Genomic DNA, 23,356 nt, shown 5'->3' on the forward strand with positions numbered 1-23,356 from the left:
TATATTAAAAACAGTCTTAATTCTGATTTTCTTCTAATTTAAACTTTTGGATGGAAGTTTGTTAATGCTGTATTTTAAAAGGCTTGGGACAACGCTTATGATAAATAGTAAACGGATAAATTGTAAGGAACTAACTATCGCTGGATCAGCACCAATTGACGAGGCCGTAAGAACCATCTCGACTAGCCCGCCTGGTGCAAGAGAAAGCATGGCTGTTGCTAAGTTTAGGTCTGTTAAAAGGCTGAAAACATAGCCAAAGCCAAAGCTTGCTACGATAAGAATCATAGTTGTTATAAAATACAAACCACAGTATTTTCCACCCTTTTTAAGATCATTAAATGTGATCATGAGTCCAAATCCAACACCGATTGATATTTGAGCAAAAATCATAAATAGATCGTGAAAAAGGGGTAATTCTATACCTATAATATTCAATAAGGCTGTCGTTAAAAGAGGACCAATTACATATGATGCTGGTAAGAATTTTCTAAACCCCCAACCTGCAAGTCCTGCAAGGAAATACCAGCTATATGAAAATAATGATAAATCTTTTTGTACTGAAAGTGTTGTTTGTGAGTAGAACGAGGGTTCGAACATATGTAGTATTGTAAATGGGACCAAAAAGACAACTGTTAATAATCTTACAGTTTGAAAGATGGTAACTAATGAAGAGTTTGCATGAACAGCCTCACTAGCGGCAACCATTTCTGTTAATCCACCGGGAATTGAAGCAAAAATACTCGTGTTTCGATCGATGTTAACAAGTTTACTTATGATTAAACCGTTACAAACACTAAGAAAAATTAATAAAACCGTTGTAAGTAAAAAGGGAATCACGTATGGACCCACAAGAACAAAGGTTTCTTTTGTGAATGAAAGTCCAAATGATATTCCTAAAATGATAAATGAACCGTTTTTTAAAAAGCTCGGTTGTATAAATGTCCTTATCTTTTTAAAAAGTGATCGCCATATTATTAGAAAAGTCATAGGACCTAGAATCCAAGCTAGAGGGAGATGAGAAAGATAAAAGAGAAATCCTCCAAATGTTCCTATTAGATAGGGAAATATGACATTGGGTAGTTTTGTACTCATTCTATTCCTCCCAAATTACTTGTTTACTAATTTTTCGTTAAATATGTGTTTAATTCTTACACTGTTGTTCCCCTGACTTTCGTCATGCTGTTTTTTATTGTTACTACACCATTCTTTCTATTTTATCATAAAGTCCGTGATATGTATTAAGGTTATCAGGCTCATCTTTGTACTAATTTTTGGTTATAGAAACAAACAGATAATCATGAGTTGTCCTGTAAAAAAAAGTTGAAATGTGATAACATTTTTAATAGTACTAGCTTATAAAAAGGTTTTTGGTTACTTAAAGCGTTTTCTAACTACTTATTGTGATATTGCGGAGGATTTTAGATGAAAAAAGAATTTGCGGTAATTGGACTTGGGCGTTTTGGAGGCAGTATTTGTCGGGCTCTAAGTGAAGAGGGTATGGAAGTAATGGCTATTGATACAGATGAGGACAAAGTAAATGAGTTTGCAAACGTTGCTTCACATGCTGTTGTTGGAGATTCCACAGATGAAACAGTGTTAAAAAGTCTTGGTATCCGTAACTTTGATCATGTTATTGTTGCGATAGGAGATAATATTCAAGCCAGTATTTTGACCACATTGATTCTTAAAGAGTTAGGAGTTAAGCATATTACTGTTAAAGCACAAAATGATTATCATGAAAAAGTGCTATCCAAAATTGGGGCTGACCGTATTGTTCATCCAGAACGTGATATGGGGAGAAGAATTGCTCATAAAATTATTTCAAACAACGTTCTTGACTATTTAGAGCTTTCTGATGAGCACAGCATCGTTGAGATTGTTGCAAATGACAGGCTAAACGGAAACTCCATCATTGATTTAGACATTCGAGCTAAATATGGAATCAACATTGTTGCTGTAAAAAGAGGAAAAGATATTATTGTTTCTCCTCAAGCAAATGAAATTATTCAAAAAAATGATATTTTAATTGTTATTGGTGCGGATACAGATATTAACCGTTTTGAAAAACGTTTATTAGGTGATTAAAAAAAGCAGTACCCGATTTTTGAATCGGTGTACTGCTTTTTTAATTAAACTTCCATAATAATTGGTAAAATCATTGGACGACGCTTTGTTTTTTCGTATAAGAATGGAGCGAGTGTGTCAGTGATTTCATTTTTAATTTCAGACCATTGACTCGTGCGACGTTCCATAATTTTGTTCAGATGCTTGGAGATTAGTGATTGTGCATCATTAATTAAGTCACCAGATTCGCGCATGTAGACAAAGCCTCTAGAGATAATGTCTGGACCTGCTGCGATTTTGAAGTCTTTCATATTGATGCTTACAACGACTATCACAAGACCTTCTTCCGAAAGAATTCGGCGGTCACGGAGGACGATATTACCGATATCACCAATACCACTTCCATCAATATAAACATTACCTGAAGGGATTTTCCCAGCAATTCCAACTTCTTTGTCTCCTATTGCTAGAACCTCTCCATTATCCATGATAAAACAGTTTTCTTCTTCAACACCACAGTCTACTGCATGTCTAGCGTGCATCTTCTGCATGCGGAATTCACCATGTATTGGCATAAAGTATTTTGGCTTCATTAACCTAAGCATAAGTTTTTGTTCTTCTTGACCACCGTGACCTGAAGTATGAATATCGTTAAGTGGTCCGTGGATTACCTCTGCTCCGGCGCGGAACAGTTGATTAATCGTTTTGCTAACACTAAGTGTATTTCCTGGTATTGGAGAAGAAGAGAAGACAACATTGTCTCCAGGAATAATTTGAATTTGTCTATGAGTGCCGTTTGCGATACGCGATAAAGCTGCCATTGGTTCACCTTGAGATCCTGTACAAAGAATTGTCACACGATGAGCTGGCATACGATTAATTTCATGTGCATCTACAAAAGTATCTTTAGGACAACTAATATAACCTAAATCTTGTCCGATTTGTATGGCTGCTTCCATACTTCGCCCAAACACGGCAATTTTACGTCCGTGTGCAACAGCAGCTTCAACTACTTGTTGTAGTCGGTGTATATTTGATGCAAATGTTGCAAAGATAATACGACCATCAACCTTACGGAAAATTTCGTGTATGCTGTCACCGACACGTCTCTCTGACATCGTAAAGGTAGGGATCTCACTGTTTGTACTGTCAGAAAGTAAACACAGAACTCCGTCCCGACCAATCTCAGCCATCTTTGTTAAGTTTGCAGGTTCTCCTACAGGTGTAAAATCAAATTTAAAGTCACCGGTATGTACGATGTTTCCTGGTGGTGTTTTAACAACAATACCATATGAATCAGGAATACTATGAGTTGTTCTAAAAAATGTCACAGACGTTTTTCTGAACTTAATAATATCATCTTCCTGAATTTCAATTAATTTAGATTGTCGAAGAAGTCCGTGCTCTTCAAGTTTGTTTCTAAGTAAACCTAAAGCAAGCTTACCACCATAAATAGGAATGTTTACTTGACGAAGTAAATATGGAATTCCACCAATGTGGTCTTCATGTCCGTGCGTAATAAATAATCCCTTTATTTTATCTTCGTTCTTAGATAAATAAGTGTAGTCAGGAATGACATAATCAATTCCTAGTAGCTCATCCTCCGGAAATTTTATTCCAGCATCAATAAGGATGATTTCATCTTGAAATTGTACTCCGTACGTGTTTTTTCCGATTTCACCAAGTCCGCCTAATGCAAAGACTGCAACTTGATCATTTTTTACAAATTTCATAACAATCAGATCTCCAATACTTTATAATTTTCGCTTTGCTTTTCATATTCTAAATAAGCCCCATCAACTGGAGTGACAAATTCAATATTATAGCCGCGTTCTTTAAGTTTAAATCTCACATTTGCTTCAGATGTTGCTTCAATATAAAGAGTGTTTGTTCGTTCGCGAACAGGAACCTCTGTAATTTTATCTTGATAATAAACTTTAAAAATCATTTACCAAATCTCTCCTTAACTTCCGAATGTTAGACTAACTTTTTCTATTATATGCGATATTTCTACTCAAGCCAAGCCTATAGGGCAAGAGCATGTCTTCTTTTGGTAAATAAGTCTATAACTCGCAGTTAAAAATAAAATATAGCTACCAGTTGGAATAGGCTTTATTATGCGATTGTTTTTCTCTTTACTAAGTGCTTCCACTGTCTTCTAAGAGATTTCTTTAATTTTTTTAACATAGAAAATCCTCCTATCTAATTTTATTTACCGATCTCTTGTTATCGATTTTAGTATATGTCATTTTTTGTGATATTTTCATGGGAATTAATGTGAAAGAAATTGACAATTTCTTCATTTTCACTTAGTTTGAAAACATGCTTTTTACACATCAGGAGGATAAACTGAAATGAAAAAACTATATAGTTCATTATTTATTTTAAGTATGATTTGGGGGATGTCTTTTTTATTTATAAAGCTCCTAGTAGAAGATCTAGGGCCATGGGGTGTTGTGTTTTGGCGGTGTTTATTTGGCACAATCACACTATTCATTATTCTTTTTGTGTTTAAAAAACAAGAGTTGAAAAGAGTAAGGTTCAAAAGTCTACCATGGCTGAAGCTTTTTCTTGTAGCACTTTTTAATAATGCACTCCCCTTTGCATTCATAGCTATGAGTGAAATGAGGATTTCAAGTAGTCTTGCCTCTGTTATAAATGCAACAACTCCAATATGGACGATTGTCATTGGGGCACTCTTTTTCTTTATTCCTGTTAAGGGGAGACAATGGATTGGAGTTTCAATAGGGTTTTTAGGTATTTTAATTTTGTTAAATCTTGATTTTAAAAGCTTAATAAATGAAAACTTTATTGGGGCAGGAACGATGCTTTTTGCTACATTTTGTTATGGGTTAGGCGCTCAAATGGCAAAAAGATATTTACAGGAATTATCTATTATAATTGTATCAATTATTACTTTGTTTTTTTCAACAATGATCAGCTTAATATTTATTTTAATTTTAAATGAATCTGTTCATCTTACATCAGTATTTTCAACACATACATTCCTATCATTAATTGGATTAGGTGTGTTTGGCTCTGGATTTGCTTATCTTTTTTACTATTATATGGTTAAAGAAGGAAGTGCTGAATTTGCTTCATTGGTAACCTATATCGTTCCAATTACGGCAATGTTATGGGGATATTTATTACTTGGGGAAGGTATTTCTCCACATATGATCTTAGGTTTATTGTTTGTTTTTGCAGGAGTTTATTTAAGCTCAGCTAAAATGGCGAAAAAAAGAAGCAGTTTTAATACTTCAATAGGGAGTAATCATTAAAGTGAAGAAAAACTCTCGTAGACAAAACTAAAGAAGGGAGTTATCCCTTCTTTAACGTTCAACAGGAACTGCATTTTCAGGCTCTTGAAACGGGTGATCCTCATTAATATGATCATAAAACATCACACCATTTAAATGATCAATCTCATGCTGAAAAACAATGGACAATAAACCCCTTAGTCTAACATCTATATTCTTTCCTTCAAGGCTTGTAGCTTTTACGCGAATTCGGGCATAACGAGGTACAAAGCCTGGAACTGCTCGATCGACCGAAAGGCATCCTTCGCCGCTAGTTAAATAGCTTTTCTCGATAGAGTGGCTAACAATCTTTGGATTAAATAGAGCATAACTGTGCTGGTTTCCTTTTTCATCAACAACATGGATCGCAATCATTCTTTTTGATACATTAATTTGCGGAGCTGCAAGTCCTATACCTGGGCGTAATCCGTACTTCTCAGCAATTTCCGGATCTTGACTATTTTTTACGTATTGGATCATTTGAGATAACGTTTCTTTATCCTCATCTGAAGGCGGTAATGTTACTTCCTTCGCCACTTCTCTCAAAGTCGGATGACCTTCTCTTATAATATCTTCCATTGTTATCATGGTGAACACTCCTTTAAACATAAAGCAAAAATATTTAATAGGTGAATGACTAAGGAAGTCAAACTAAGTTATTACAACCTTAAAATCATTATGTATAGATAGACTAGATATAATTTCATTGTATTATACTACAAGATTATAAAGGAAATAGCAGAAATCGAAAAGAAATTGGGATTACATAAATAATTGAAGGGCTAACAGTGGAAAAATGTTAGCCCTTTGACAAATATCTCTGCTTTTATTTTTAATAGCCGATGTAAGCTGCACCTACAATAATTAGTAAAATAAACAATACAACGATTAACGCAAAGCCGTTTCCGTATCCAGCTGTTGGTGCAACATATCCGTAACCATAATTTCCACACCCGTAATTGCAATCAAAATAATGCATTCTAACGACCTCCTCATGATGATTACGTCCTTTGTTTTGACGTATAGTACACTGTATGAAAGTAGTTCAAAAGTGTATAGACATTCGCCTAGATATATTAAATTGATTCTTACTTCGGGAAAGGAGTAGTTCATTACTGAATTGTATCGGATACTTTACCCGCGTTGTATATATACCCCCTATGATTGGTTTTGAGAAATGCTCTAAGTAGGTCTAAAATGAAGACAGGCTTCATATAAATGTATATAACAAAGAATCAAGCTAATTGATCAAAAGTTTTTATCCAAATAATTCCAAAGATATAATGAAAACCCATTGAGAAAATATGTTAGACCAATTATAGTAGAAGTGTCTGTAAGTTAGGGGGATATACATTCTGATGCTGAAAAAAAAGAATTACGCTTTGTTTATTGTATTATTATTTTTACTTTCTGGCTGCTTCGGTCCTGCACCAGAAGAAAGGATTTATACAATATTGGAGGAAGCTGTTACATTAGAGAATTCATTTAAAGAGCAACAACAGCCATTACTTGAACTCGAAAAGAAGGAAGCGGATCTCTATAATAGGATTATGGATTTAGGAATGAAAGAATTTGAACAAGTTGTTTCCTTATCTAAAGAAGCTTTAACTTCAGTAGAGGAACGAGAATCTAAACTACAAATGGAATATGACAGTATTATGTCTTCGAAAGATAAATTCAATGAAATTAATGAAGAAATCGAGAAAATTAAGGATGAAACACTGTTGCAATCTGCACAAGAGCTTAAGTCTACTATGGAAGATCGATATAAATCATACGAAAATCTTTATGAAAACTACAAAAAATCAATTTCTTTAGACAAAGAACTGTATTCAATGCTTCAAAATAAAGATTTGGAGATGAAACAGTTGGAAACACAAATAGCTAAAATTAATAAGTCATATCAATCAGTTATGGAACAAAATAATGAATTTAACAAACTAACTGAACAATATAATGATTTAAAAATAAAGTTTTATGAAGAAGCTGAGTTAAACGTTGAAAAAAGTGAATAATGCACATGTATATGAGAACCTTCCACCTGGAAGGTTCTTTTTTGATTCTCTTTTCCAAGATGGTATTCATTTAAGGTTAAATAAATTAATAGCTAAGTCACTGTGTTTGAGAAGGTGAAAAGTGTCGAATACATATTATAAAATCAAGTTGTTATATAAAACTGTATTATAAACAATGTTACAGAGTTTATATTTGTGATAATACAGTTTAAGGGAGCAAGAAAAATGACTAAATATATAATTTATTTTTCTTTAAGAAATATAGATATAAACTGATTGACGGACGTGAAAACATTGGTGTAAACTTGTAAATGAATTGTTAAGGTGTATCAGTTTATTTTAAATTTAAACTAATACAGTGTGGGTTAAATAGACCACCAAACCATACATAGAGAACGTTTTTATACATCTCGTGAGTGGTATAAAAGGTAAGAAGAGTCGAATTCAAAAAAATTGTGTCATCCATAAGATTTTAGGGTAACCTATTGCTGTGAATATTGGAATTCTCTTACTAATACTTTTGAAGTTCAATTCTTAATATGGATTGAACAACACTCTTAAAATGGAAAGGAAGAGGTTGTAAAATGGCTGCAAAAACAAAAGGCGCTGTTGTAGACAGTAAAAAACAGTTTGAAGCTATTTCTAAGGTTTTTGAAACATTCCAGATTTTAAATGAAGAAGGTAAAGTCGTAAATGAAGCGGCAATGCCAGAATTAAGTGACGATCAATTAAAAGAATTAATGCGTCGTATGGTTTATACACGTATTTTAGATCAACGTTCTATTTCATTAAACCGTCAAGGTCGTTTAGGTTTCTATGCTCCAACAGCAGGACAAGAAGCTTCTCAGATTGCATCTCAATATGCTTTAGAAAAAGAAGATTGGATTTTACCTGGATACCGTGATGTTCCACAAATCATTTGGCACGGCCTTCCGTTATATCAAGCATTCTTATTTTCACGTGGACATTTCCATGGTAACCAAATGCCTGAAGGAGTAAATTGTCTTTCACCACAAATTATAATTGGTGCACAATACATCCAAACTGCTGGTGTTGCATTAGGTCTTAAGAAGAAAGGCAAACAAGCGGTTGCGATCACTTATACAGGTGATGGCGGTGCATCACAAGGTGATTTCTATGAGGGTATTAACTTTGCTGGTGCATATAAAGCTCCTGCAATTTTCGTTGTTCAAAATAACCGTTATGCGATCTCAACTCCAGTTGAAAAACAATCTGCAGCACAAACAATTGCGCAAAAAGCAGTCGCAGCAGGTATCGTAGGTGTTCAGGTTGATGGTATGGATCCATTAGCAGTTTATGCTGCAGTTCGTGACGCTCGTGAGCGTGCAGTTAACGGAGAAGGTCCAACATTAATTGAAACATTAACATTCCGTTATGGACCACACACTATGGCTGGAGATGATCCTACACGTTACCGTACGAAAGAAACAGAAAATGAGTGGGAAGCAAAAGATCCATTAGTTCGTTTCCGTAAGTTCTTAGAGAACAAAGGAATCTGGAACGAAGATGAGGAAAACAAAGTAATTGAACAAGCAAAAGAAGATATTAAAGATGCTATTCAAAAAGCTGATAAATATCCAAAACAAAAGGTAACGGACTTGATGGAAATCATGTACGAAGAAATGCCTTATAACTTAAAAGAGCAATATGAAATTTACAAAGCAAAGGAGTCGAAATAATCCATGGCACAAATGACAATGATTCAAGCCATCACTGATGCATTACGCACCGAATTAAAAAATGATGAAAACGTCCTTGTATATGGTGAAGACGTTGGTGTGAACGGTGGGGTATTCCGTGCGACGGAAGGACTTCAAAAAGAGTTTGGAGAAGACCGAGTATTTGATACGCCACTTGCTGAGTCTGGTATTGGTGGATTAACAGTTGGTTTCGGTTTAACTGGATTCCGTCCAGTTATGGAAATTCAATTCTTTGGTTTCGTTTATGAAGTAATGGATTCATTAAATGGTCAATTAGCTCGTATGCGCTATCGTTCTGGTGGACATTGGACTGCTCCAGTAACAATTCGTTCGCCATTTGGTGGATTCGTACATACACCAGAGCTTCACGCTGATAGCTTAGAAGGCCTTGTTGCACAACAACCTGGATTGAAAGTTGTTATTCCTTCAACTCCTTATGATGCAAAAGGACTTTTAATCTCTGCTATTCGTGATAATGACCCAGTTGTATTCTTAGAGCACATGAAATTATACCGCTCATTCCGTCAGGAAGTTCCTGAAGAAGAGTACACAATTGAAATTGGTAAAGCTGATGTAAAACGTGAAGGTACAGATCTTTCAATTATTACTTACGGAGCAATGGTTCATGAATCATTAAAGGCTGCGGAAGAATTAGAAAAAGAAGGTATTTCTGTTGAGGTTGTTGACTTACGTACAATCAGCCCATTAGATATTGAAACAATTATTGCATCTGTTGAAAAAACAGGTCGTGTAATTGTTGTTCAAGAAGCACAAAAACAAGCAGGTATTGCGGCTAATGTAGTGGCTGAAATTACTGAAAGAGCAATTTTAAGCTTAGAAGCACCAGTATTGCGTGTGACTGCTCCTGATACTGTATATGCATTTACTGAAGCGGAAAACATTTGGTTACCAATTTATAAAGATATTTTAGAAACAGCTAGAAAAGTTCTTGAATTTTAATTAATACTTCAAAACGAATTTTTAACATAATTATAGGAGGTTGAATGATTTGGCATTTGAATTTAAACTGCCTGATATTGGTGAAGGTATCCACGAAGGTGAAATTGTAAAGTGGTTCGTTAAACCAGGCGACAAGGTTGAAGAGGATGATGTCCTTGCTGAAGTTCAAAATGATAAAGCAGTTGTTGAGATCCCATCACCAGTTAAAGGTACAGTTACAGAAGTAAATGTAGAAGAGGGAACAGTTGCAACTGTTGGTCAAACGATTATTACTTTTGATGCACCTGGTTACGAAAACCTTAAATTCAAAGGTGATCATGGTGATGATGAGCCTAAGAAGGAAGAAAAAGCTGAAGCTGCACCTGCTGCAGAAGAGAAAGCAGAAGCTCCAGCTGCTGCACCTGCAGAAGTAGAGGTAGATCCTTCTAAGCGTGTTATTGCTATGCCATCTGTACGTAAATATGCTCGTGAAAAAGATGTGGATATTCGTCAAGTTTCAGGTAGCGGTAAAAATGGTCGTGTATTAAAAGAAGATGTTGATTCATTCTTACAAGGTGGAGGAGTTTCTGCACAACCTGAAACTACAGAAGAAGCACCAGCTGCAAAAGAAGAAAAACAAGCTCAACCAGCAGCAGCTCAAGCAATTCCAGAGGGTGAATTCCCAGAGACTCGTGAAAAAATGAGCCCAATCCGTAAAGCAATTGCTAAAGCGATGGTTAACTCAAAACATACTGCTCCACACGTTACTTTAATGGATGAAGTGGATGTAACAAATTTAGTTTCTCATAGAAAACAATTCAAAAATGTTGCAGCAGAGCAAGGTATTAAGTTAACATATTTACCGTACGTAGTGAAAGCTCTTACTTCAGCACTTAAAAAGTATCCTGTACTTAATACTTCACTTGATGACAAAACAGAAGAAGTTGTTCAAAAGCATTATTACAACATTGGTATTGCTGCTGACACTGAAAAAGGTCTTCTAGTACCAGTTGTGAAAAATGCAGAACGCAAATCTGTATTTGAAATTTCTGATGAAATTAACGGACTTGCTACAAAAGCGCGTGAAGGTAAGCTTGCACCAAATGAAATGAAAGGTGCTTCTTGCACAATCACTAACATTGGTTCTGCAGGTGGTCAATGGTTCACTCCAGTAATTAACCACCCAGAGGTTGCTATTCTAGGTATTGGACGAATTGCAGAAAAACCTGTTGTTCGTGATGGAGAGATTGTTGTAGCTCCGGTTCTTGCTTTATCATTAAGCTTTGATCACAGAATGATTGATGGTGCTACAGCTCAAAATGCTCTTAACCACATCAAGCGTTTACTTAACGATCCACAATTAATTTTAATGGAGGCGTAATCGATGGTAGTAGGAGATTTCCCAATTGAAACAGATACTCTTGTCATAGGAGCAGGCCCAGGCGGATACGTTGCAGCGATCCGCGCTGCACAACTAGGACAAAAAGTAACAGTAGTTGAAAAAGCAACACTTGGAGGGGTTTGTTTAAACGTTGGTTGTATTCCTTCAAAAGCGCTAATCTCTGCTGGTCACCGTTATGAAGAAGCTAGACACTCTGAAGATATGGGTATTAAAGCTGAAAACGTAACTGTTGACTTTTCAAAAGTTCAAGAATTTAAACAAGGTGTTGTGAAAAAATTAACTGGCGGTGTAGCTGGATTACTTAAAGGTAATAAAGTTGACGTAGTTAGTGGTGAAGCTTACTTCGTAGATAATGAAACAGTAAAAGTTATGGACGAAACGTCTTCACAAACTTACAAATTTAAAAATGTTATTATCGCAACTGGTTCACGTCCGATTGAAATCCCAGCTTTCAAATACTCTAAGCGTGTATTAGATTCTACAGGTGCATTAAACCTTCAAGAAATCCCTAATAAGCTTGTTGTAATTGGTGGAGGATATATCGGAACTGAGCTTGGTACAGCTTACGCAAACTTTGGTACTGAAGTAACGTTTATCGAAGCTGCTGATGAAATTCTTGCTGGCTTTGAAAAACAAATGAGTGCTATTGTAAAACGTAACCTAAAGAAAAAAGGAAATGTTGAAATTCACACAAAAGCAATGGCAAAAGGTGTGGAAGAAACTGACAATGGTGTTAAAGTAACTTTCGAAGTAAACGGTGAAGAAAAAACAGTTGAAGCTGACTACCTATTAGTTACTGTAGGACGCCGTCCAAACACTGATGAACTTGGTTTAGAGCAAGTAGGTGTGGAAATGACGGACAGAGGAATTATCAAAATTGATAAACAATGCCGTACAAACGTTCCAAACATCTACGCAATCGGTGATATCGTTGAGGGACCTCCTTTAGCTCATAAAGCTTCTTATGAAGGTAAAATTGCTGCAGAAGCAATTGCTGGAGAAAAAGCAGAGATTGATTACTTAGCTATTCCTGCTGTTGTATTCTCTGAGCCAGAATTAGCTTCAGTAGGTTACACAGAAGCTCAAGCAAAAGAAGAAGGTATTGAAGTGAATGCTTCTAAATTCCCATTTGCTGCAAATGGTCGTGCGTTATCACTTAACAATACTGATGGTTTCTTAAAACTTGTAACTCGTAAGGAAGATGGATTAGTAATTGGTGCACAAATCGCTGGACCAAGTGCTTCAGACATGATTTCAGAGTTAGGATTAGCAATTGAAGCTGGTATGACAGCAGAAGATATTGCAATGACAATTCATGCTCACCCAACATTAGGTGAGATCACAATGGAAGCTGCTGAAGTTGCAATTGGTAGCCCAATTCATATTGTGAAATAATAAATAAAGAAAAGGCTGACTACTAGAGTCAGCCTTTTTGCATGTAATTTGTCTATTTCGATAGAGCGCTTGACACAGGCTCTAATATATCTTCTTTTGATACAACGGTTCCTTCGATTTGTACTAAAACTTGTTTCTTATCAATAACAAGCAGGGAAGGAAAAGTTTCGATCTCGAATTGATTATGATCTGTTTTCTCTGAGATTATTTTCATATTCTCAAATTCCTCTGGGAAATTCTTTTTAATGTCTAATAAGGCATCATAATAGACTGCTTCACGTTGAATATTTTCATCATCGGAAAAAAACACTAGTTGTTTGTCTTGGGGTATATCTTCATTTAAGGGACCTTCTGAAAACAACAGATTTTCACATGAAGAAAGAACAATGACTGGTATGATGAAGGCAATAAGTATTGATCTTTTCATCCATGTCCACCTCTTTTTAATAGAATAAAATAGAACGAAATAATTATTTATGACAGAATTTCACTTATAAAATCCAAAAATATGTATCTAAATTAAACACATTTTATCATAATAATTCAATTTTCTTCCTGTTGTCATCTATTTGTTACATAAATGAAAAATATAATGAAGTTTCTATACAAAAAATTAAGATTAAGCTTCAAAATCCCTGAAAGAATCTTATGTTGTTGCATAAGAATTGGTAAAGGGGGGAGGATGAAATGAAAAAAACATGGAGCTTGCTTTCTGTTACTCATCTCCTTTTGTGGAGTAGCTATAGTGTTATAGAATGGCTTTCAAAAAAAGATAGCTTTTTAGCAAAAATGATCTTATTGGTCATGTTTTTCTATCTTTCATATTTAATTGCCTATACTTTAATAAAAGCGAGGAAAAATGCGATATACTTTTCTCTTTTTTCTCTCCTGCTCTTTGCTATTGTCAATCAACTTATTTTTATTGGATTGAAAAAATGAGTACCAAATTGGTACCCATTTTACTTTCTAACCACTTTTTCTTGTTGCAGTGATTTTAATAATGAGAAAACCATTAGGATCATAATCACGGCAAAAGGAAGTGCTGCAATAATCGCTGAAGTTTGTAAAGCGCCTAATCCACCTGACTATAAGAGGATAGCAGCTGAGGCAGATTGGATAACGCCCCAAATGAATTTTATTTTATTTGGCGGATTCAATAAACCGTTTGTGGTTTGCATACCAAGCACAAACGTAGCAGAATCAGCTGATGTAATGAAGAATGTACTAATTAAAAAAATCGCAATAAATGACATGAACGTTCCAAGAGGAAAGTGATCTAATACTGCAAAAAGAGCAACCTCTTTTCCTTGTTCATTTACGATGTCAACGATTGACACATTCTGTAGATAGTCTAGATAAATGGCTGATCCACCAAAAACAGAGAACCAGAGTGCCCCGAAAATGGTTGGGACTGCAAGGACACCGGTGACGAATTCACGGATCGTTCGCCCTCTTGAAATAAAGGTAAATCTATACGACAAATCACGATGTATAAAGGAAATTTCAGAGAAATCTAAAAATAGTTGTTTGTTTGAGAAGGTCTAGTAAGCCTTGAACATCTCTTCATTTACTTTGTAAAAAATATAGACTATTTCATAGTTTTTCTATATTTCTGACACTTGTTACTGTTTTAAATCATAGATTATCACTGTATTTTCTAGAATACGAATGTTGATTGGAGGTTTGATATGTTCCATGAATTCTCATGAAAATTTAGAGGAATATTGGGAGGAGCAGTTTGATAAAGGTGTAGAGTCTTATTACAAGGCAATAAAGGGTGATAAAAAGGCAGGTATTGAGGCACATCGTCTTTTTGAGGAGCTTACAAAAGAAGAGCCCAATAATACAGAATTAATGGCTTATTTTGGATCGGCAAAGGCTTTGCTAGCAAGAGATACATTTGACCTGAGAGAGAAAGGGAAATATGCAAATGAAGGGCTAAAGTTGCTTGATGTGGCGGTTTTAAAAGATCCCTCTAATGCATTAATTCGAACATTACGAGGTAATGTTGCCACTAATTTGCCTGAAGGTCGCTTTCATCGAACGGAAACAGCAATTGAGGATTTTGAACGTATTATAAACATGTATGAACGTAATTCTTATGGCATTCCACAAACACTATATATTGAAACAATGGAGAGTTTAATTACTGCATATGAACGTTTAGGTAAGATAGAAGAAGCAACGGAGGTAGTAAATAAATTATTAGATATAGATTCTTCATATAAAATCCCTAAGTTTAATAGCAAAATTAAATCTATACCAGTAGCTAATATAAATGATCCAATTAATGATGAAATTCATTCTTTATATACTATGGCAATTTGTAGTGATGAGGTCTCTTTACTTAAGGTTATGAAAAAAGTCTCACAATTAATGGATAAAGATTCTTCAAATCCAATTTTACAAGCTTATAATGTTCATTTGAACTCAATTAAAGATAGTCATAGTTTTGCCGGTATGGTTGAACTCTTCACTAATGCGTATAAGACTTTAAATCTATTAGATAAGCTTGTAAGTGAATATCCTACACTTTATAAAATAAGATATGTAAGGGCGATGCAAAGTTATCGATTGCCAGAGTTTTTCTTTTTTCGATCTTCAACTGCAGCACGTGATTTTCAATATTTATCAGCTCAGTATGAAAAAAATCCTACTATTTTTTCTTTGGCTATCTATGAAGATATCCTACTTAGGCTTGGAGAATGCTTTGTTCGATTAGATATGGTAGAGGAAGCAGTCAAACAATGGCATAAACTTGTTGAATTTTCATCAAATAAAGAGATTGTTACCAAAGCAAACGAATTAATTAACGTATTTTCATTTGAAGAGCTATTACTTGATGAAATAATTGAAAAACCAAAGGAACAATTATATGAAACTGCATTACAACTTCATGATATTGGTGTAAACGGTAATGAAAAGGCAGCAAAACAATCACTAGCTTTATGGGAATTTATTCAAAAAGAATATAGCAGCTGCCCGGTAGCAAAGTTTTATTATTCTGCATCGTTAACCTTACTAGGTCGATTCTTCTCGGATCCTTATGAGGTCTTTAGTCAATCTATTAAAGGGCTAAAAAAACTAAATACATCTATTCCGATTAATGATCCAAGGTATATTCAACTTCTTTTACATCGAGCCTATATACAATTTAGCCTTCCAGATACGTTCTTTCGTTGTAGTGATCAGATAATTAAGGATTTCGAAGCGGTTATTAAAATGTATCAAAGTAGCTCAGATATTGATATAACCCATAGTCAATATTTAAAGGTATTAGCTGATCTTGGAACTGTTTATGAGAAAAAATATTTTGTTCATAAAGCCAAAAAAATTTGGTCTGAACTTGCTAAGGAAGATGAAGATTTATTTTATTCGGAGTTTTTGACTGAAAAAGGGATACGGATTGAGGATTGATTCTTTGTTTGTTTAACTTGAAAATTAGGAGGCTATGTATGGCTAACAATACAGAATGGAATCTTCGTTTTGATGAGGCTGTTGACCTTTATCATAAAGGTGTAAGGGGAAATAAAAAAGCTGCTCAGCAGGCATATCATTTATTTGCAACGTTAGCAAGTGAAAAACCAAATCACATAGAGTCATTAGGATATTACGGAAGTGCTACAGCACTTTTAGCGAGAGATACCCCAATCCCTAAAGATAAGAAAAAATATGCACTAGAAGGTTTGAGAATGCTAGATCAAGCTGTTTCGAACGAACCAACAAATCATACAATACGTATTCTACGAGGTAATGTATGTGCAAGAATGCCTGAATCAGTTTTTCATCGCACTTCAACTGCGATTGAAGACTTTGAGATGTTAGTGGATGCTTATAAAAAAGACCCAACAGTACTATCGGAAAACACATATCAATCTATATTAAATGAATTGGAAAAAGCAAAAAAGAAAATAAAATATTAGGTTATAAACGTTATAATGTGTCACTCTATTGAAAAAAAGAGTGACCTTTTTTCATCTGAAACTTTATTGGATTAAAATTGTTACTTAAGCGTTTATAATCACCTTATTAAGATTATATGTATTCTCCTCTAACTAAAAATATACTTCATATTAACAAATGCTTAAAATAACTAATAAATAAATGTGTTATACAATTAACTATTGACTATTCAAATGTGACATATTATTATGGATGTAACAAGTTAATTAAACGCTTTCAGAGATAAGGAGAATTAAAGAGTTTTAATTATCTAGAGTGAAAAGGGGTATGGAGATGGGAACAATCGTATGTCAGCACTGCAGCTCTACAATCGGTCATGTAGAAGGAGAAAAAGTGACAATTTTATATGGTAAATGTAGTCATAATGATTGTTGTAGCCAAAACCAGCAACGAAGCTCAGTAAAGGTCAAGTAAAAGGGGTTAAATATAAAAGGTAAGACCGACTATGAATGATAATTCAGTACTGGAGAATTGTACTGAAAAAATTAGCTCAAGTACTTGTATAGGTACTTGAGCTTTGTTTTGTACGATCAGAAAGTTAAGATATTATGGATGTGGATAAGAAAAGCTAAGGCTTTCGTTTGGGCTACCTGCTAAGCTTTTCTTATCTAACAAACGTTTTAGAATTCCCAAAAAGGGAGGGGATTTTTATCTAATTGCTCTGTGTTCTTTTATCACTCGTATTTTGTTAAGTGTAGGATCCTCTGGACCTTGAACTGGTAAACCTACTTCCAAGTTTTTCTTAATATATGTTAAATTTTCTTCAGTAATGATTTCCCCTGGTATAAAAATTGGTATACCTGGAGGGTAGACCATGATAAACTCAGCAATAATTCTACCTGCGGATTCTTCAAAGGACACAATTTCAGTTTCTGAATAAAATGCATCTCTCGGTGTGAGCGCAAGTACTGGAATATCAGGTAATAAAATGCGTTCTTTTACATCATTTTGCTCTTTCATTGCCTTAAATTCTGAAGATAGCTCACTCAATGCTTTAATCAATGTATCAACATCATTTTTAGTATCTCCAGGTGTAATAATACAAAGGATATTGTACAAATCAGATAATTCTACCTCAATTAGGTATTTTTCTCGAAGCCATTTTTCAACGTCATAGCCCGTAATACCAAGTTCATAAACTGGAATAATTAATTTTGTTGGGTCGTAATCAAATGTTGCTTTAGTACCTATTATTTCTTTACCTATACAAGATATGTTAGGAATTTCGTTTATTTTATCTCTCGTATAATTTGCCAACTCAATCGTTTTCTGAATAAGTTCATGTCCTTCAGTTGCCAATCGTTTTCTTGCAACATCAAGTGAAGCAAGAAGCAAGTACGAAGTTGAGGTGGTTGTCATCATACTTAAAATGGATTGAACACGTTGTGGTGATACAAGTCCTTCTCTTACATTTAATACAGAGCTTTGAGTCATTGAACCACCTAGTTTATGAACACTAGTCGCGGCCATATCGGCACCTGCTTGCATCGCACTTAAAGGTAAATCTTCATGAAAATGTATATGCACCCCATGTGCCTCATCAACTAAGACTGGAACTGAGTAGGAATGAGCAATTTCAACGATTTTCTTTAAATCAGCAGAAATCCCAAAATAAGTAGGATTTATTACAAGTACACCTTTTGCGTCAGGATGTTGTTCAAGTGCTTTCTCAACAGCTTCTGTTGTTATACCGTGAGAAATGCCGAGTTTTTTATCAATTTCAGGATGTATGAAAATAGGAGTTGCACCAGAAAAGACAATGGCAGACATAACGGATTTATGAACATTCCTAGGAACGATAATCTTATCTCCAGGCCCACAAACAGTCATAACCATTGTCATAATGGCACCACTCGTTCCTTGAACAGAGAAAAATGTATGATCTGCACCAAATGCTTCCGCTGCTAGGTCTTGAGCTCTTTTTATCATACCTTTAGGGGCATGGAGGTCATCTAAAGGTCCGATATTAATTAGATCAATTGATAAGGCATTATCACCAATGAATTGTCTAAATTCAGGATCAATCCCCGCTCCTTTTTTATGTCCTGGAATATGAAACTGAATAGGGTCTTTTTTTGCATGTTCAATTAAACCAGTGAACAATGGTGTTTCTTTTTGTGACAAAGTTGTTCCCACCTTCTTTTTTGAAAGATATTATTGCGTTTTTTATGACATCAAAAGCAACGGATGATGTTTAGTGTCTATGTATGAGATCCGATACTTTTAAGTTTTACTTGTATTACATAAGTTTATGTCGAAATCTGCCTTATTATTAGACATAAAACAAGTGAATTATATCGCTATCAATAAACTCAGTCAACAGAAAAGATTAAATTTCAAAAGATAGAAGGGAGATATTAGCAAGACTAGAATAGTTATGTAATAAAGGAGGGGTAGAAATGAATTGGAGAACAAGAGTAACTGATGTTTTGGGGATTCAATATCCAATTATACAGGGAGGCTTAGCGTATTTAGCCTATTCTGATTTAGCTGCTGCAGTTTCAAATGCTGGTGGATTGGGGCAAATTACAGCTATGTCACTTGGAACAGCTGATGCACTTCGTAATGAAATTAAAAAGATACGTGATAAAACATCAAAACCGTTTGGAGTGAATTTTGCTATCGGTCAACACGGGCAGGGGTATGAAGAACTAGTACAAGTAGCAATTGAGGAAAATGTCCCAGTGATCTCAATGACAGGTGGAAACCCTAGTCCTATTTTTGATTTACTTAAAGGAACGGAAATAAAAAAACTGGTCTTAGTAGCAGCAAAACGGCAGGCTATCAAAGCTGAAGAGTTGGGTGCAGATGCTGTAATGGTAGTAGGACAAGAAGGCGGGGGACATCTTGGAAGAACAGATGTAGGAACTATGGTGTTAATCCCTCAAGTAGTTGATGCTGTCAATATACCGGTTATTGCTTCAGGTGGTATTGCTGATGGCAGAGGGCTAATGGCTGCTTTAAGCCTAGGAGCTGATGGAATTGAAATGGGCACTAGATTTATTGCTACGAAAGAATGTGTTCATGCACACCCTGTTTATAAGAAAGCATTAATTGATGGAGATGAAAACAGCACAGTTGTTATTAAAAGATCAATTGGAGCACCTGCGCGGGCAATTGCTAATGAATGGACAGACAAAATCTTAGAAATCGAAAAGAATTCTGGTGGGTATGAAGAATTAAAAGCTTACATTAGTGGGGTAGCTAACAAAAAATACATATATGATGGTAAGATAAATGATGGGTTCGCATGGGCAGGACAAGTAATGGGATTAATATCAGACATACCTTCTGTCCTAGAGCTAGTAACCCGGATTATTACAGATGCGGAAACAATCCGTAAAGAATGGACATAATGTTAATAGACATAGTGGAAGTGAGGCGTTAAACATGGAATATCAGTATCCTATTTCTTTAGACTGGAACACAGAAGAAACAGTTGATGTTATTCATTTTTTTGAATGTATCGAAAAAGCATATGAAAATGGAATTGATCGGACAAAACTAATGACAGCATATCGAAGATTTAAAGAGATCGTGCCAAGCAAGGCAGAGGAAAAGACAATATGCAATGAATTTGAAGAAGTGAGCGGTTATTCATCCTATCGCGTGATCAAAAAAGCAAAAGATGCTGAAGAAGTTCATTTGGTGAAAATGTAGGAAACTAAACGTCCAAAGTAGTAAAAGCACTTTGGACGTTTTATTATTATAAATCATTTGTTTTTTTATTTATCGAAAGACAGCTTATAAAGAGGAATAAGTGTCTCGTATGTTTCACGAATAACTTCATATAACTTATCTCCGTCTCGTACAATTGGGTCTTGTGCTCGGAAATGACGACCAATAAGAAATTCCGCTTTTTTTACATCTCTAAATCTTTCTAAAGATTTTTTTAAATCAGCCTCATGAAGTGGCTTAGCATCTTTTTTTGTGTGATCTAAAGAAACATAGTATTCTTCAGGTGTAATTTCTACAACTTTATCTAGATGCTCTAAGAAGTTTTTTGCAATTTTTTCCTTGTTTGGTAATTCGTAAATAAATGCCAACCAAATAAAAAGATGGTCATCAAATAATCCAACCTGAAAGTGAGGGTGCTGTTTATATCCACGTTTATTATCTGCAATAGCCAACCATGTGTCTTTAGGTGGATTTACCGTTCTTCTTGCATGTTTTGCTATATGTAAAAACATTTCCTTTTGTAGCAAAGAAGCAAGATCATCTGTTAAAGCTTGTCCTAACTCATGGAATTTTGGTTGGATGCGTCCTCGAATTGCTTCCATCCGTTCATCCAAACCATCTATTGTAAATGTTTCAAAATCTTCGTTCGTAAACCCATTAAACTTCATCGATCAAAGTTCCTCCTAGTTTATATCTAATTTTAATTTATAATTATTATAAACAATTCCCTTCCTTTTTCCTAGTTATATGACTTCTTTAAGTTTACCTTAAAAACAATTGATTATTTACTAGTTAAAACTACCCGAACGTACATTCTTGATACTCTCATTTTTAAGTTTCAAAAAAAAATTTAGTGGTATAGATTAGGTAAATACACAATTTTGTCTAATTGGTTCCAACTTTTTTTACGACCACATATTATATAAAAAAACTATTAAAACATTAAATGATTCTTTGAAATCGCTTTGATGGTTACCTTGTTATAAAAAAGATGAAATGAAAGGGGCGGTAAAAAGTGAAACAAATAGTTAAAACGAGTGGTCAGAAAATGATTAACAATCGTATTGGGGTGTTAAGACTCGAACTCGATTACGAATTAGCCTCCCTTTACGAAGCTATGCAGAATAAAGATCAAAAGAAAAAAATAGAGTGTAAACAAAAATTGGAAAAGTTAAGAAAAGAGTGGATGAAACTTCAAGCTTAGTAGAGAAGAATATCTACAAACGAACCTTAGGTTAGGTTCGTTTTTATCTGCGCGACAAAGTGTCAGATACTTGATTTCCATTAATTCCATACAGTATGCTTAATATAGAAATGGTGATTTATTACATAGAAATGAGGTTGCTTAATGACGAACTGGAAGGAATTAGATCAAAGGGCAAAACAGTGGGTGGAAGAAGCCGGTGAATTAATTAGAAACTCTTTTGATTCTGCCCTTTCTATACAGTACAAGTCAAACCCAAATGATTTGGTTACAAATATGGATAAAGAAGTAGAACAATATTTAATCAGTAAAATTCAAGAAACCTACCCTGACCACAAAATCCTTGGTGAAGAAGGGTATGGTGATAAGGTAGAAAGCTTAGACGGAGTCGTGTGGATTATTGATCCAATTGATGGAACAATGAATTTTGTTCATCAGCAAAGAAACTTTGCTATATCTGTAGGCGTATATGGAGATGGTATTGGATACATAGGGTTGATCTATGATGTTGTACATAAAGAGCTTTATCATGCTTTTAGAGGAGAGGGAGCTTATATGAATGAGTTACCTTTGCCTAAACTTGATGAAGTGAAAATCGAGCAAGCTATATTAAGTGTAAGTCCGATGTGGGTAACAGAGAATAAACGGTTCGATCATCAATTAATTACACCGATTGTTAAAAGGGTACGTGGTACAAGATCATATGGATCAGCAGCACTTGAATGTGCATATGTTGCAGCCGGCCGTTTAGATGCTTATATGACAATGAGATTGGCACCGTGGGACTTCGCAGCAGGCTTAGTTCTGCTAGAGGAAGTTGGTGCAAATGCGTCAACATTATCAGGAGAAAAGCTTGATCTATTAAATAAGAATAGCTTTTTTATTGGCGAACAATCATTACATCAATATATCCTTAAAGAATTTTTGGTAAAATGACAAAATTAAAATCTCGAATACTTGAGACGAGTGATCATCCATTTTTCATGGATTTAATTAGGACAAGTCTAGAATGGCAAGAGGAAGAATGTAAAGCAGAAGACCTTACTGAATACCTATCATCATACAAAATGTTCAATGGTGAATGGAGGGTATGGTTGGATGAAAATCACCTATTGGGTGTATCATATGTTCTGGAATGGGCTCCATCTAACGAGAAACCTTGGATTGGTACGATTATTGTTCATGAAAACTTTAGAGGAAAAGGATATGGAAGAGCAATACTGAATGAGATCGGAATGGTTTTAAGTGATAACGGACATAAAGCAGTATTTGCGGGGTGTCCTATTCAGAGGGATTCCTGGCTTCTATTTCTTGGGAAATGTGGATTTGAGCAATTTAAGGTTGAAGAGGACGATACATCTCATAAAAAATTTATGATCTCTGTTAAGCCGTTATAAAGAAAACTCGCCGAAAATGGCGAGTTTTCTTTAACGTTTAGAGAAAAGTAGAGGATCTTATATTAATCCTTTTTCTCTCATTCTTTTTTTCATAATAAACCCTGCAGCCATTACAGCATTAAGACCAATAATGGCCAAAATAATTCCTAGGATGCTTCGTTCACCAACAGCCACTCCAATTCCAATCATAAAAAGGGCTGCTAATACAGCTAATACAAGAAAAATCCATTTACCTTGTTTCATTAAAAATGACAGCTCCCAACCATGGCTTTGCCTAAT

At 34.9% G+C, this 23,356-nt stretch carries 24 protein-coding genes and 2 pseudogenes; 16 read left to right on the top strand and 10 right to left on the bottom strand.

Translation table 11 applies throughout. The features are described 5' to 3' along the window. Positions 1-33: 33 nt before the first annotated feature. Entirely contained in the window at positions 34-1,092 is a 1,059-nt protein-coding gene (locus ACEWK1_RS03465; RefSeq protein ID WP_212134400.1) for an AbrB family transcriptional regulator, read from the bottom strand. 330 nt (positions 1,093-1,422) lie between these two features. On the opposite strand from ACEWK1_RS03465, the gene ACEWK1_RS03470 reads away from it, so the two are divergent. Beyond that, entirely contained in the window at positions 1,423-2,085 is a 663-nt protein-coding gene (locus ACEWK1_RS03470; RefSeq protein ID WP_098798076.1) for a potassium channel family protein, read from the top strand. Positions 2,086-2,129: 44 nt separating this feature from the next. On the opposite strand, the gene rnjA is transcribed toward ACEWK1_RS03470, so the two are convergent. Then, positions 2,130-3,797 (bottom strand): ribonuclease J1, encoded by a 1,668-nt coding sequence (gene rnjA, locus ACEWK1_RS03475; protein WP_121661260.1) that lies wholly within the window; start codon positions 3,795-3,797, stop codon positions 2,130-2,132. A 5-nt stretch (positions 3,798-3,802) separates the two neighbouring features. Then, positions 3,803-4,012: a DNA-dependent RNA polymerase subunit epsilon gene (locus tag ACEWK1_RS03480; RefSeq protein WP_121661261.1), complete on the bottom strand. Its 210-nt coding sequence runs from the start codon at positions 4,010-4,012 to the stop codon at positions 3,803-3,805. A 406-nt stretch (positions 4,013-4,418) separates the two neighbouring features. On the opposite strand from ACEWK1_RS03480, the gene ACEWK1_RS03485 reads away from it, so the two are divergent. After that, on the top strand, positions 4,419-5,345 hold the full coding sequence (locus tag ACEWK1_RS03485) for a DMT family transporter (protein ID WP_212134401.1): 927 nt from the start codon (positions 4,419-4,421) through the stop codon (positions 5,343-5,345). Between the two features lie 51 nt (positions 5,346-5,396). Here the strand turns inward: ACEWK1_RS03485 and def are convergent, their stop codons facing one another. Together def and ACEWK1_RS03495 are read right to left on the bottom strand one after the other, a co-directional pair. Beyond that, the gene (gene def, locus ACEWK1_RS03490) at positions 5,397-5,951 is read right to left on the bottom strand and encodes a peptide deformylase (RefSeq protein ID WP_212134403.1); all 555 of its coding nucleotides are present in this window, start codon (positions 5,949-5,951) and stop codon (positions 5,397-5,399) included. A gap of 244 nt (positions 5,952-6,195) precedes the next feature. Then, positions 6,196-6,282, bottom strand: a pseudogene (locus ACEWK1_RS03495) (YjcZ family sporulation protein); the annotation flags it as partial. Positions 6,283-6,721: 439 nt separating this feature from the next. On the opposite strand from ACEWK1_RS03495, the gene ACEWK1_RS03500 reads away from it, so the two are divergent. From ACEWK1_RS03500 to lpdA, 5 genes are all read left to right on the top strand, one after another. Continuing rightward, positions 6,722-7,378 (top strand): YkyA family protein, encoded by a 657-nt coding sequence (locus tag ACEWK1_RS03500; RefSeq protein ID WP_121661265.1) that lies wholly within the window; start codon positions 6,722-6,724, stop codon positions 7,376-7,378. A 584-nt stretch (positions 7,379-7,962) separates the two neighbouring features. Further along, positions 7,963-9,078, top strand: coding sequence for a pyruvate dehydrogenase (acetyl-transferring) E1 component subunit alpha (gene pdhA, locus ACEWK1_RS03505; protein WP_121661266.1), 1,116 nt, complete (start codon positions 7,963-7,965; stop codon positions 9,076-9,078). Positions 9,079-9,081: 3 nt separating this feature from the next. Next, positions 9,082-10,059, top strand: coding sequence for an alpha-ketoacid dehydrogenase subunit beta (locus tag ACEWK1_RS03510; protein ID WP_121661267.1), 978 nt, complete (start codon positions 9,082-9,084; stop codon positions 10,057-10,059). A 49-nt stretch (positions 10,060-10,108) separates the two neighbouring features. Then, entirely contained in the window at positions 10,109-11,419 is a 1,311-nt protein-coding gene (locus tag ACEWK1_RS03515) for a dihydrolipoamide acetyltransferase family protein (RefSeq protein ID WP_121661268.1), read from the top strand. 3 nt (positions 11,420-11,422) lie between these two features. Continuing rightward, the gene (gene lpdA, locus ACEWK1_RS03520; RefSeq protein ID WP_121661269.1) at positions 11,423-12,835 is read left to right on the top strand and encodes a dihydrolipoyl dehydrogenase; all 1,413 of its coding nucleotides are present in this window, start codon (positions 11,423-11,425) and stop codon (positions 12,833-12,835) included. Between the two features lie 52 nt (positions 12,836-12,887). Here the strand turns inward: lpdA and ACEWK1_RS03525 are convergent, their stop codons facing one another. Continuing rightward, positions 12,888-13,262 carry a hypothetical protein gene (locus ACEWK1_RS03525; RefSeq protein ID WP_098798087.1) on the bottom strand — a complete coding sequence of 125 codons (375 nt, stop codon included), beginning with the start codon at positions 13,260-13,262 and terminating at the stop codon, positions 12,888-12,890. 260 nt (positions 13,263-13,522) lie between these two features. On the opposite strand from ACEWK1_RS03525, the gene ACEWK1_RS03530 reads away from it, so the two are divergent. Beyond that, on the top strand, positions 13,523-13,774 hold the full coding sequence (locus tag ACEWK1_RS03530) for a hypothetical protein (protein WP_121661270.1): 252 nt from the start codon (positions 13,523-13,525) through the stop codon (positions 13,772-13,774). 20 nt (positions 13,775-13,794) lie between these two features. Here ACEWK1_RS03530 and ACEWK1_RS03535 read toward each other — a convergent pair. Then, a pseudogene (locus tag ACEWK1_RS03535) lies at positions 13,795-14,295 on the bottom strand (BCCT family transporter); the annotation flags it as partial. 235 nt (positions 14,296-14,530) lie between these two features. Here ACEWK1_RS03535 and ACEWK1_RS03540 point away from each other — a divergent pair. The 3 genes from ACEWK1_RS03540 (at position 14,531) to ACEWK1_RS03550 (ending at position 17,212) form a co-directional block, all read left to right on the top strand. Further along, entirely contained in the window at positions 14,531-16,252 is a 1,722-nt protein-coding gene (locus ACEWK1_RS03540) for a tetratricopeptide repeat protein (RefSeq protein WP_212134407.1), read from the top strand. Positions 16,253-16,290: 38 nt separating this feature from the next. Continuing rightward, positions 16,291-16,758, top strand: a complete 468-nt coding sequence (locus ACEWK1_RS03545; RefSeq protein ID WP_212134409.1) for a hypothetical protein — start codon at positions 16,291-16,293, stop codon at positions 16,756-16,758. A gap of 313 nt (positions 16,759-17,071) precedes the next feature. Further along, positions 17,072-17,212 carry a GapA-binding peptide SR1P gene (locus ACEWK1_RS03550; RefSeq protein WP_121661274.1) on the top strand — a complete coding sequence of 47 codons (141 nt, stop codon included), beginning with the start codon at positions 17,072-17,074 and terminating at the stop codon, positions 17,210-17,212. A 234-nt stretch (positions 17,213-17,446) separates the two neighbouring features. Here ACEWK1_RS03550 and ACEWK1_RS03555 read toward each other — a convergent pair whose 3' ends face one another. Beyond that, the gene (locus ACEWK1_RS03555; protein WP_121661275.1) at positions 17,447-18,922 is read right to left on the bottom strand and encodes an aminotransferase class I/II-fold pyridoxal phosphate-dependent enzyme; all 1,476 of its coding nucleotides are present in this window, start codon (positions 18,920-18,922) and stop codon (positions 17,447-17,449) included. 275 nt (positions 18,923-19,197) lie between these two features. On the opposite strand from ACEWK1_RS03555, the gene ACEWK1_RS03560 reads away from it, so the two are divergent. Next, positions 19,198-20,154, top strand: a complete 957-nt coding sequence (locus tag ACEWK1_RS03560) for an NAD(P)H-dependent flavin oxidoreductase (protein WP_212134411.1) — start codon at positions 19,198-19,200, stop codon at positions 20,152-20,154. Positions 20,155-20,188: 34 nt separating this feature from the next. Then, positions 20,189-20,458, top strand: coding sequence for a UPF0223 family protein (locus ACEWK1_RS03565; protein WP_212134413.1), 270 nt, complete (start codon positions 20,189-20,191; stop codon positions 20,456-20,458). A gap of 65 nt (positions 20,459-20,523) precedes the next feature. Here ACEWK1_RS03565 and ACEWK1_RS03570 read toward each other — a convergent pair whose 3' ends face one another. Further along, positions 20,524-21,144, bottom strand: a complete 621-nt coding sequence (locus tag ACEWK1_RS03570) for a YktB family protein (RefSeq protein WP_121661278.1) — start codon at positions 21,142-21,144, stop codon at positions 20,524-20,526. Between the two features lie 380 nt (positions 21,145-21,524). Here ACEWK1_RS03570 and ACEWK1_RS03575 point away from each other — a divergent pair, with 380 nt between their 5' ends. From ACEWK1_RS03575 to ACEWK1_RS03585, 3 genes are all read left to right on the top strand, one after another. Then, positions 21,525-21,680, top strand: a complete 156-nt coding sequence (locus tag ACEWK1_RS03575; protein ID WP_232273945.1) for a hypothetical protein — start codon at positions 21,525-21,527, stop codon at positions 21,678-21,680. A gap of 144 nt (positions 21,681-21,824) precedes the next feature. After that, positions 21,825-22,616, top strand: a complete 792-nt coding sequence (locus tag ACEWK1_RS03580) for an inositol monophosphatase family protein (protein WP_121661279.1) — start codon at positions 21,825-21,827, stop codon at positions 22,614-22,616. Continuing rightward, on the top strand, positions 22,613-23,077 hold the full coding sequence (locus ACEWK1_RS03585) for a GNAT family N-acetyltransferase (RefSeq protein ID WP_121661280.1): 465 nt from the start codon (positions 22,613-22,615) through the stop codon (positions 23,075-23,077). The genes ACEWK1_RS03580 and ACEWK1_RS03585 overlap by 4 nt, the downstream gene beginning before the upstream one ends. A 57-nt stretch (positions 23,078-23,134) precedes the next feature. Here ACEWK1_RS03585 and ACEWK1_RS03590 read toward each other — a convergent pair whose 3' ends face one another. Then, on the bottom strand, positions 23,135-23,320 hold the full coding sequence (locus ACEWK1_RS03590) for a DUF5325 family protein (protein ID WP_121661281.1): 186 nt from the start codon (positions 23,318-23,320) through the stop codon (positions 23,135-23,137). Between the last annotated feature and the right edge of the window lie 36 nt (positions 23,321-23,356).

Origin of the sequence: Metabacillus sp. YM-086 (assembly GCF_048059995.1) — a bacterium.
Classification (GTDB): domain Bacteria; phylum Bacillota; class Bacilli; order Bacillales; family Bacillaceae; genus Metabacillus; species Metabacillus litoralis_B.

What these genes read in the sequence shown, in the direction of transcription:
- lpdA (WP_121661269.1), top strand. Translation starts at nt 11,423, where the DNA reads ATGGTAGTAGGAGATTTCCCAATTGAAACAGATACTCTTGTCATAGGA.
- ACEWK1_RS03500 (WP_121661265.1), top strand. Translation starts at nt 6,722, where the DNA reads ATGCTGAAAAAAAAGAATTACGCTTTGTTTATTGTATTATTATTTTTA.
- ACEWK1_RS03530 (WP_121661270.1), top strand. Translation starts at nt 13,523, where the DNA reads ATGAAAAAAACATGGAGCTTGCTTTCTGTTACTCATCTCCTTTTGTGG.
- def (WP_212134403.1), bottom strand. Translation starts at nt 5,951, where the DNA reads ATGATAACAATGGAAGATATTATAAGAGAAGGTCATCCGACTTTGAGA.
- ACEWK1_RS03570 (WP_121661278.1), bottom strand. Translation starts at nt 21,144, where the DNA reads ATGAAGTTTAATGGGTTTACGAACGAAGATTTTGAAACATTTACAATA.
- ACEWK1_RS03465 (WP_212134400.1), bottom strand. Translation starts at nt 1,092, where the DNA reads ATGAGTACAAAACTACCCAATGTCATATTTCCCTATCTAATAGGAACA.
- ACEWK1_RS03510 (WP_121661267.1), top strand. Translation starts at nt 9,082, where the DNA reads ATGGCACAAATGACAATGATTCAAGCCATCACTGATGCATTACGCACC.
- pdhA (WP_121661266.1), top strand. Translation starts at nt 7,963, where the DNA reads ATGGCTGCAAAAACAAAAGGCGCTGTTGTAGACAGTAAAAAACAGTTT.
- ACEWK1_RS03485 (WP_212134401.1), top strand. Translation starts at nt 4,419, where the DNA reads ATGAAAAAACTATATAGTTCATTATTTATTTTAAGTATGATTTGGGGG.
- ACEWK1_RS03540 (WP_212134407.1), top strand. Translation starts at nt 14,531, where the DNA reads ATGAATTCTCATGAAAATTTAGAGGAATATTGGGAGGAGCAGTTTGAT.
- ACEWK1_RS03560 (WP_212134411.1), top strand. Translation starts at nt 19,198, where the DNA reads ATGAATTGGAGAACAAGAGTAACTGATGTTTTGGGGATTCAATATCCA.
- ACEWK1_RS03525 (WP_098798087.1), bottom strand. Translation starts at nt 13,262, where the DNA reads ATGAAAAGATCAATACTTATTGCCTTCATCATACCAGTCATTGTTCTT.
- ACEWK1_RS03480 (WP_121661261.1), bottom strand. Translation starts at nt 4,012, where the DNA reads ATGATTTTTAAAGTTTATTATCAAGATAAAATTACAGAGGTTCCTGTT.
- ACEWK1_RS03580 (WP_121661279.1), top strand. Translation starts at nt 21,825, where the DNA reads ATGACGAACTGGAAGGAATTAGATCAAAGGGCAAAACAGTGGGTGGAA.
- ACEWK1_RS03575 (WP_232273945.1), top strand. Translation starts at nt 21,525, where the DNA reads ATGATTAACAATCGTATTGGGGTGTTAAGACTCGAACTCGATTACGAA.
- ACEWK1_RS03545 (WP_212134409.1), top strand. Translation starts at nt 16,291, where the DNA reads ATGGCTAACAATACAGAATGGAATCTTCGTTTTGATGAGGCTGTTGAC.
- ACEWK1_RS03590 (WP_121661281.1), bottom strand. Translation starts at nt 23,320, where the DNA reads ATGAAACAAGGTAAATGGATTTTTCTTGTATTAGCTGTATTAGCAGCC.
- ACEWK1_RS03565 (WP_212134413.1), top strand. Translation starts at nt 20,189, where the DNA reads ATGGAATATCAGTATCCTATTTCTTTAGACTGGAACACAGAAGAAACA.
- ACEWK1_RS03470 (WP_098798076.1), top strand. Translation starts at nt 1,423, where the DNA reads ATGAAAAAAGAATTTGCGGTAATTGGACTTGGGCGTTTTGGAGGCAGT.
- ACEWK1_RS03585 (WP_121661280.1), top strand. Translation starts at nt 22,613, where the DNA reads ATGACAAAATTAAAATCTCGAATACTTGAGACGAGTGATCATCCATTT.
- rnjA (WP_121661260.1), bottom strand. Translation starts at nt 3,797, where the DNA reads ATGAAATTTGTAAAAAATGATCAAGTTGCAGTCTTTGCATTAGGCGGA.
- ACEWK1_RS03550 (WP_121661274.1), top strand. Translation starts at nt 17,072, where the DNA reads ATGGGAACAATCGTATGTCAGCACTGCAGCTCTACAATCGGTCATGTA.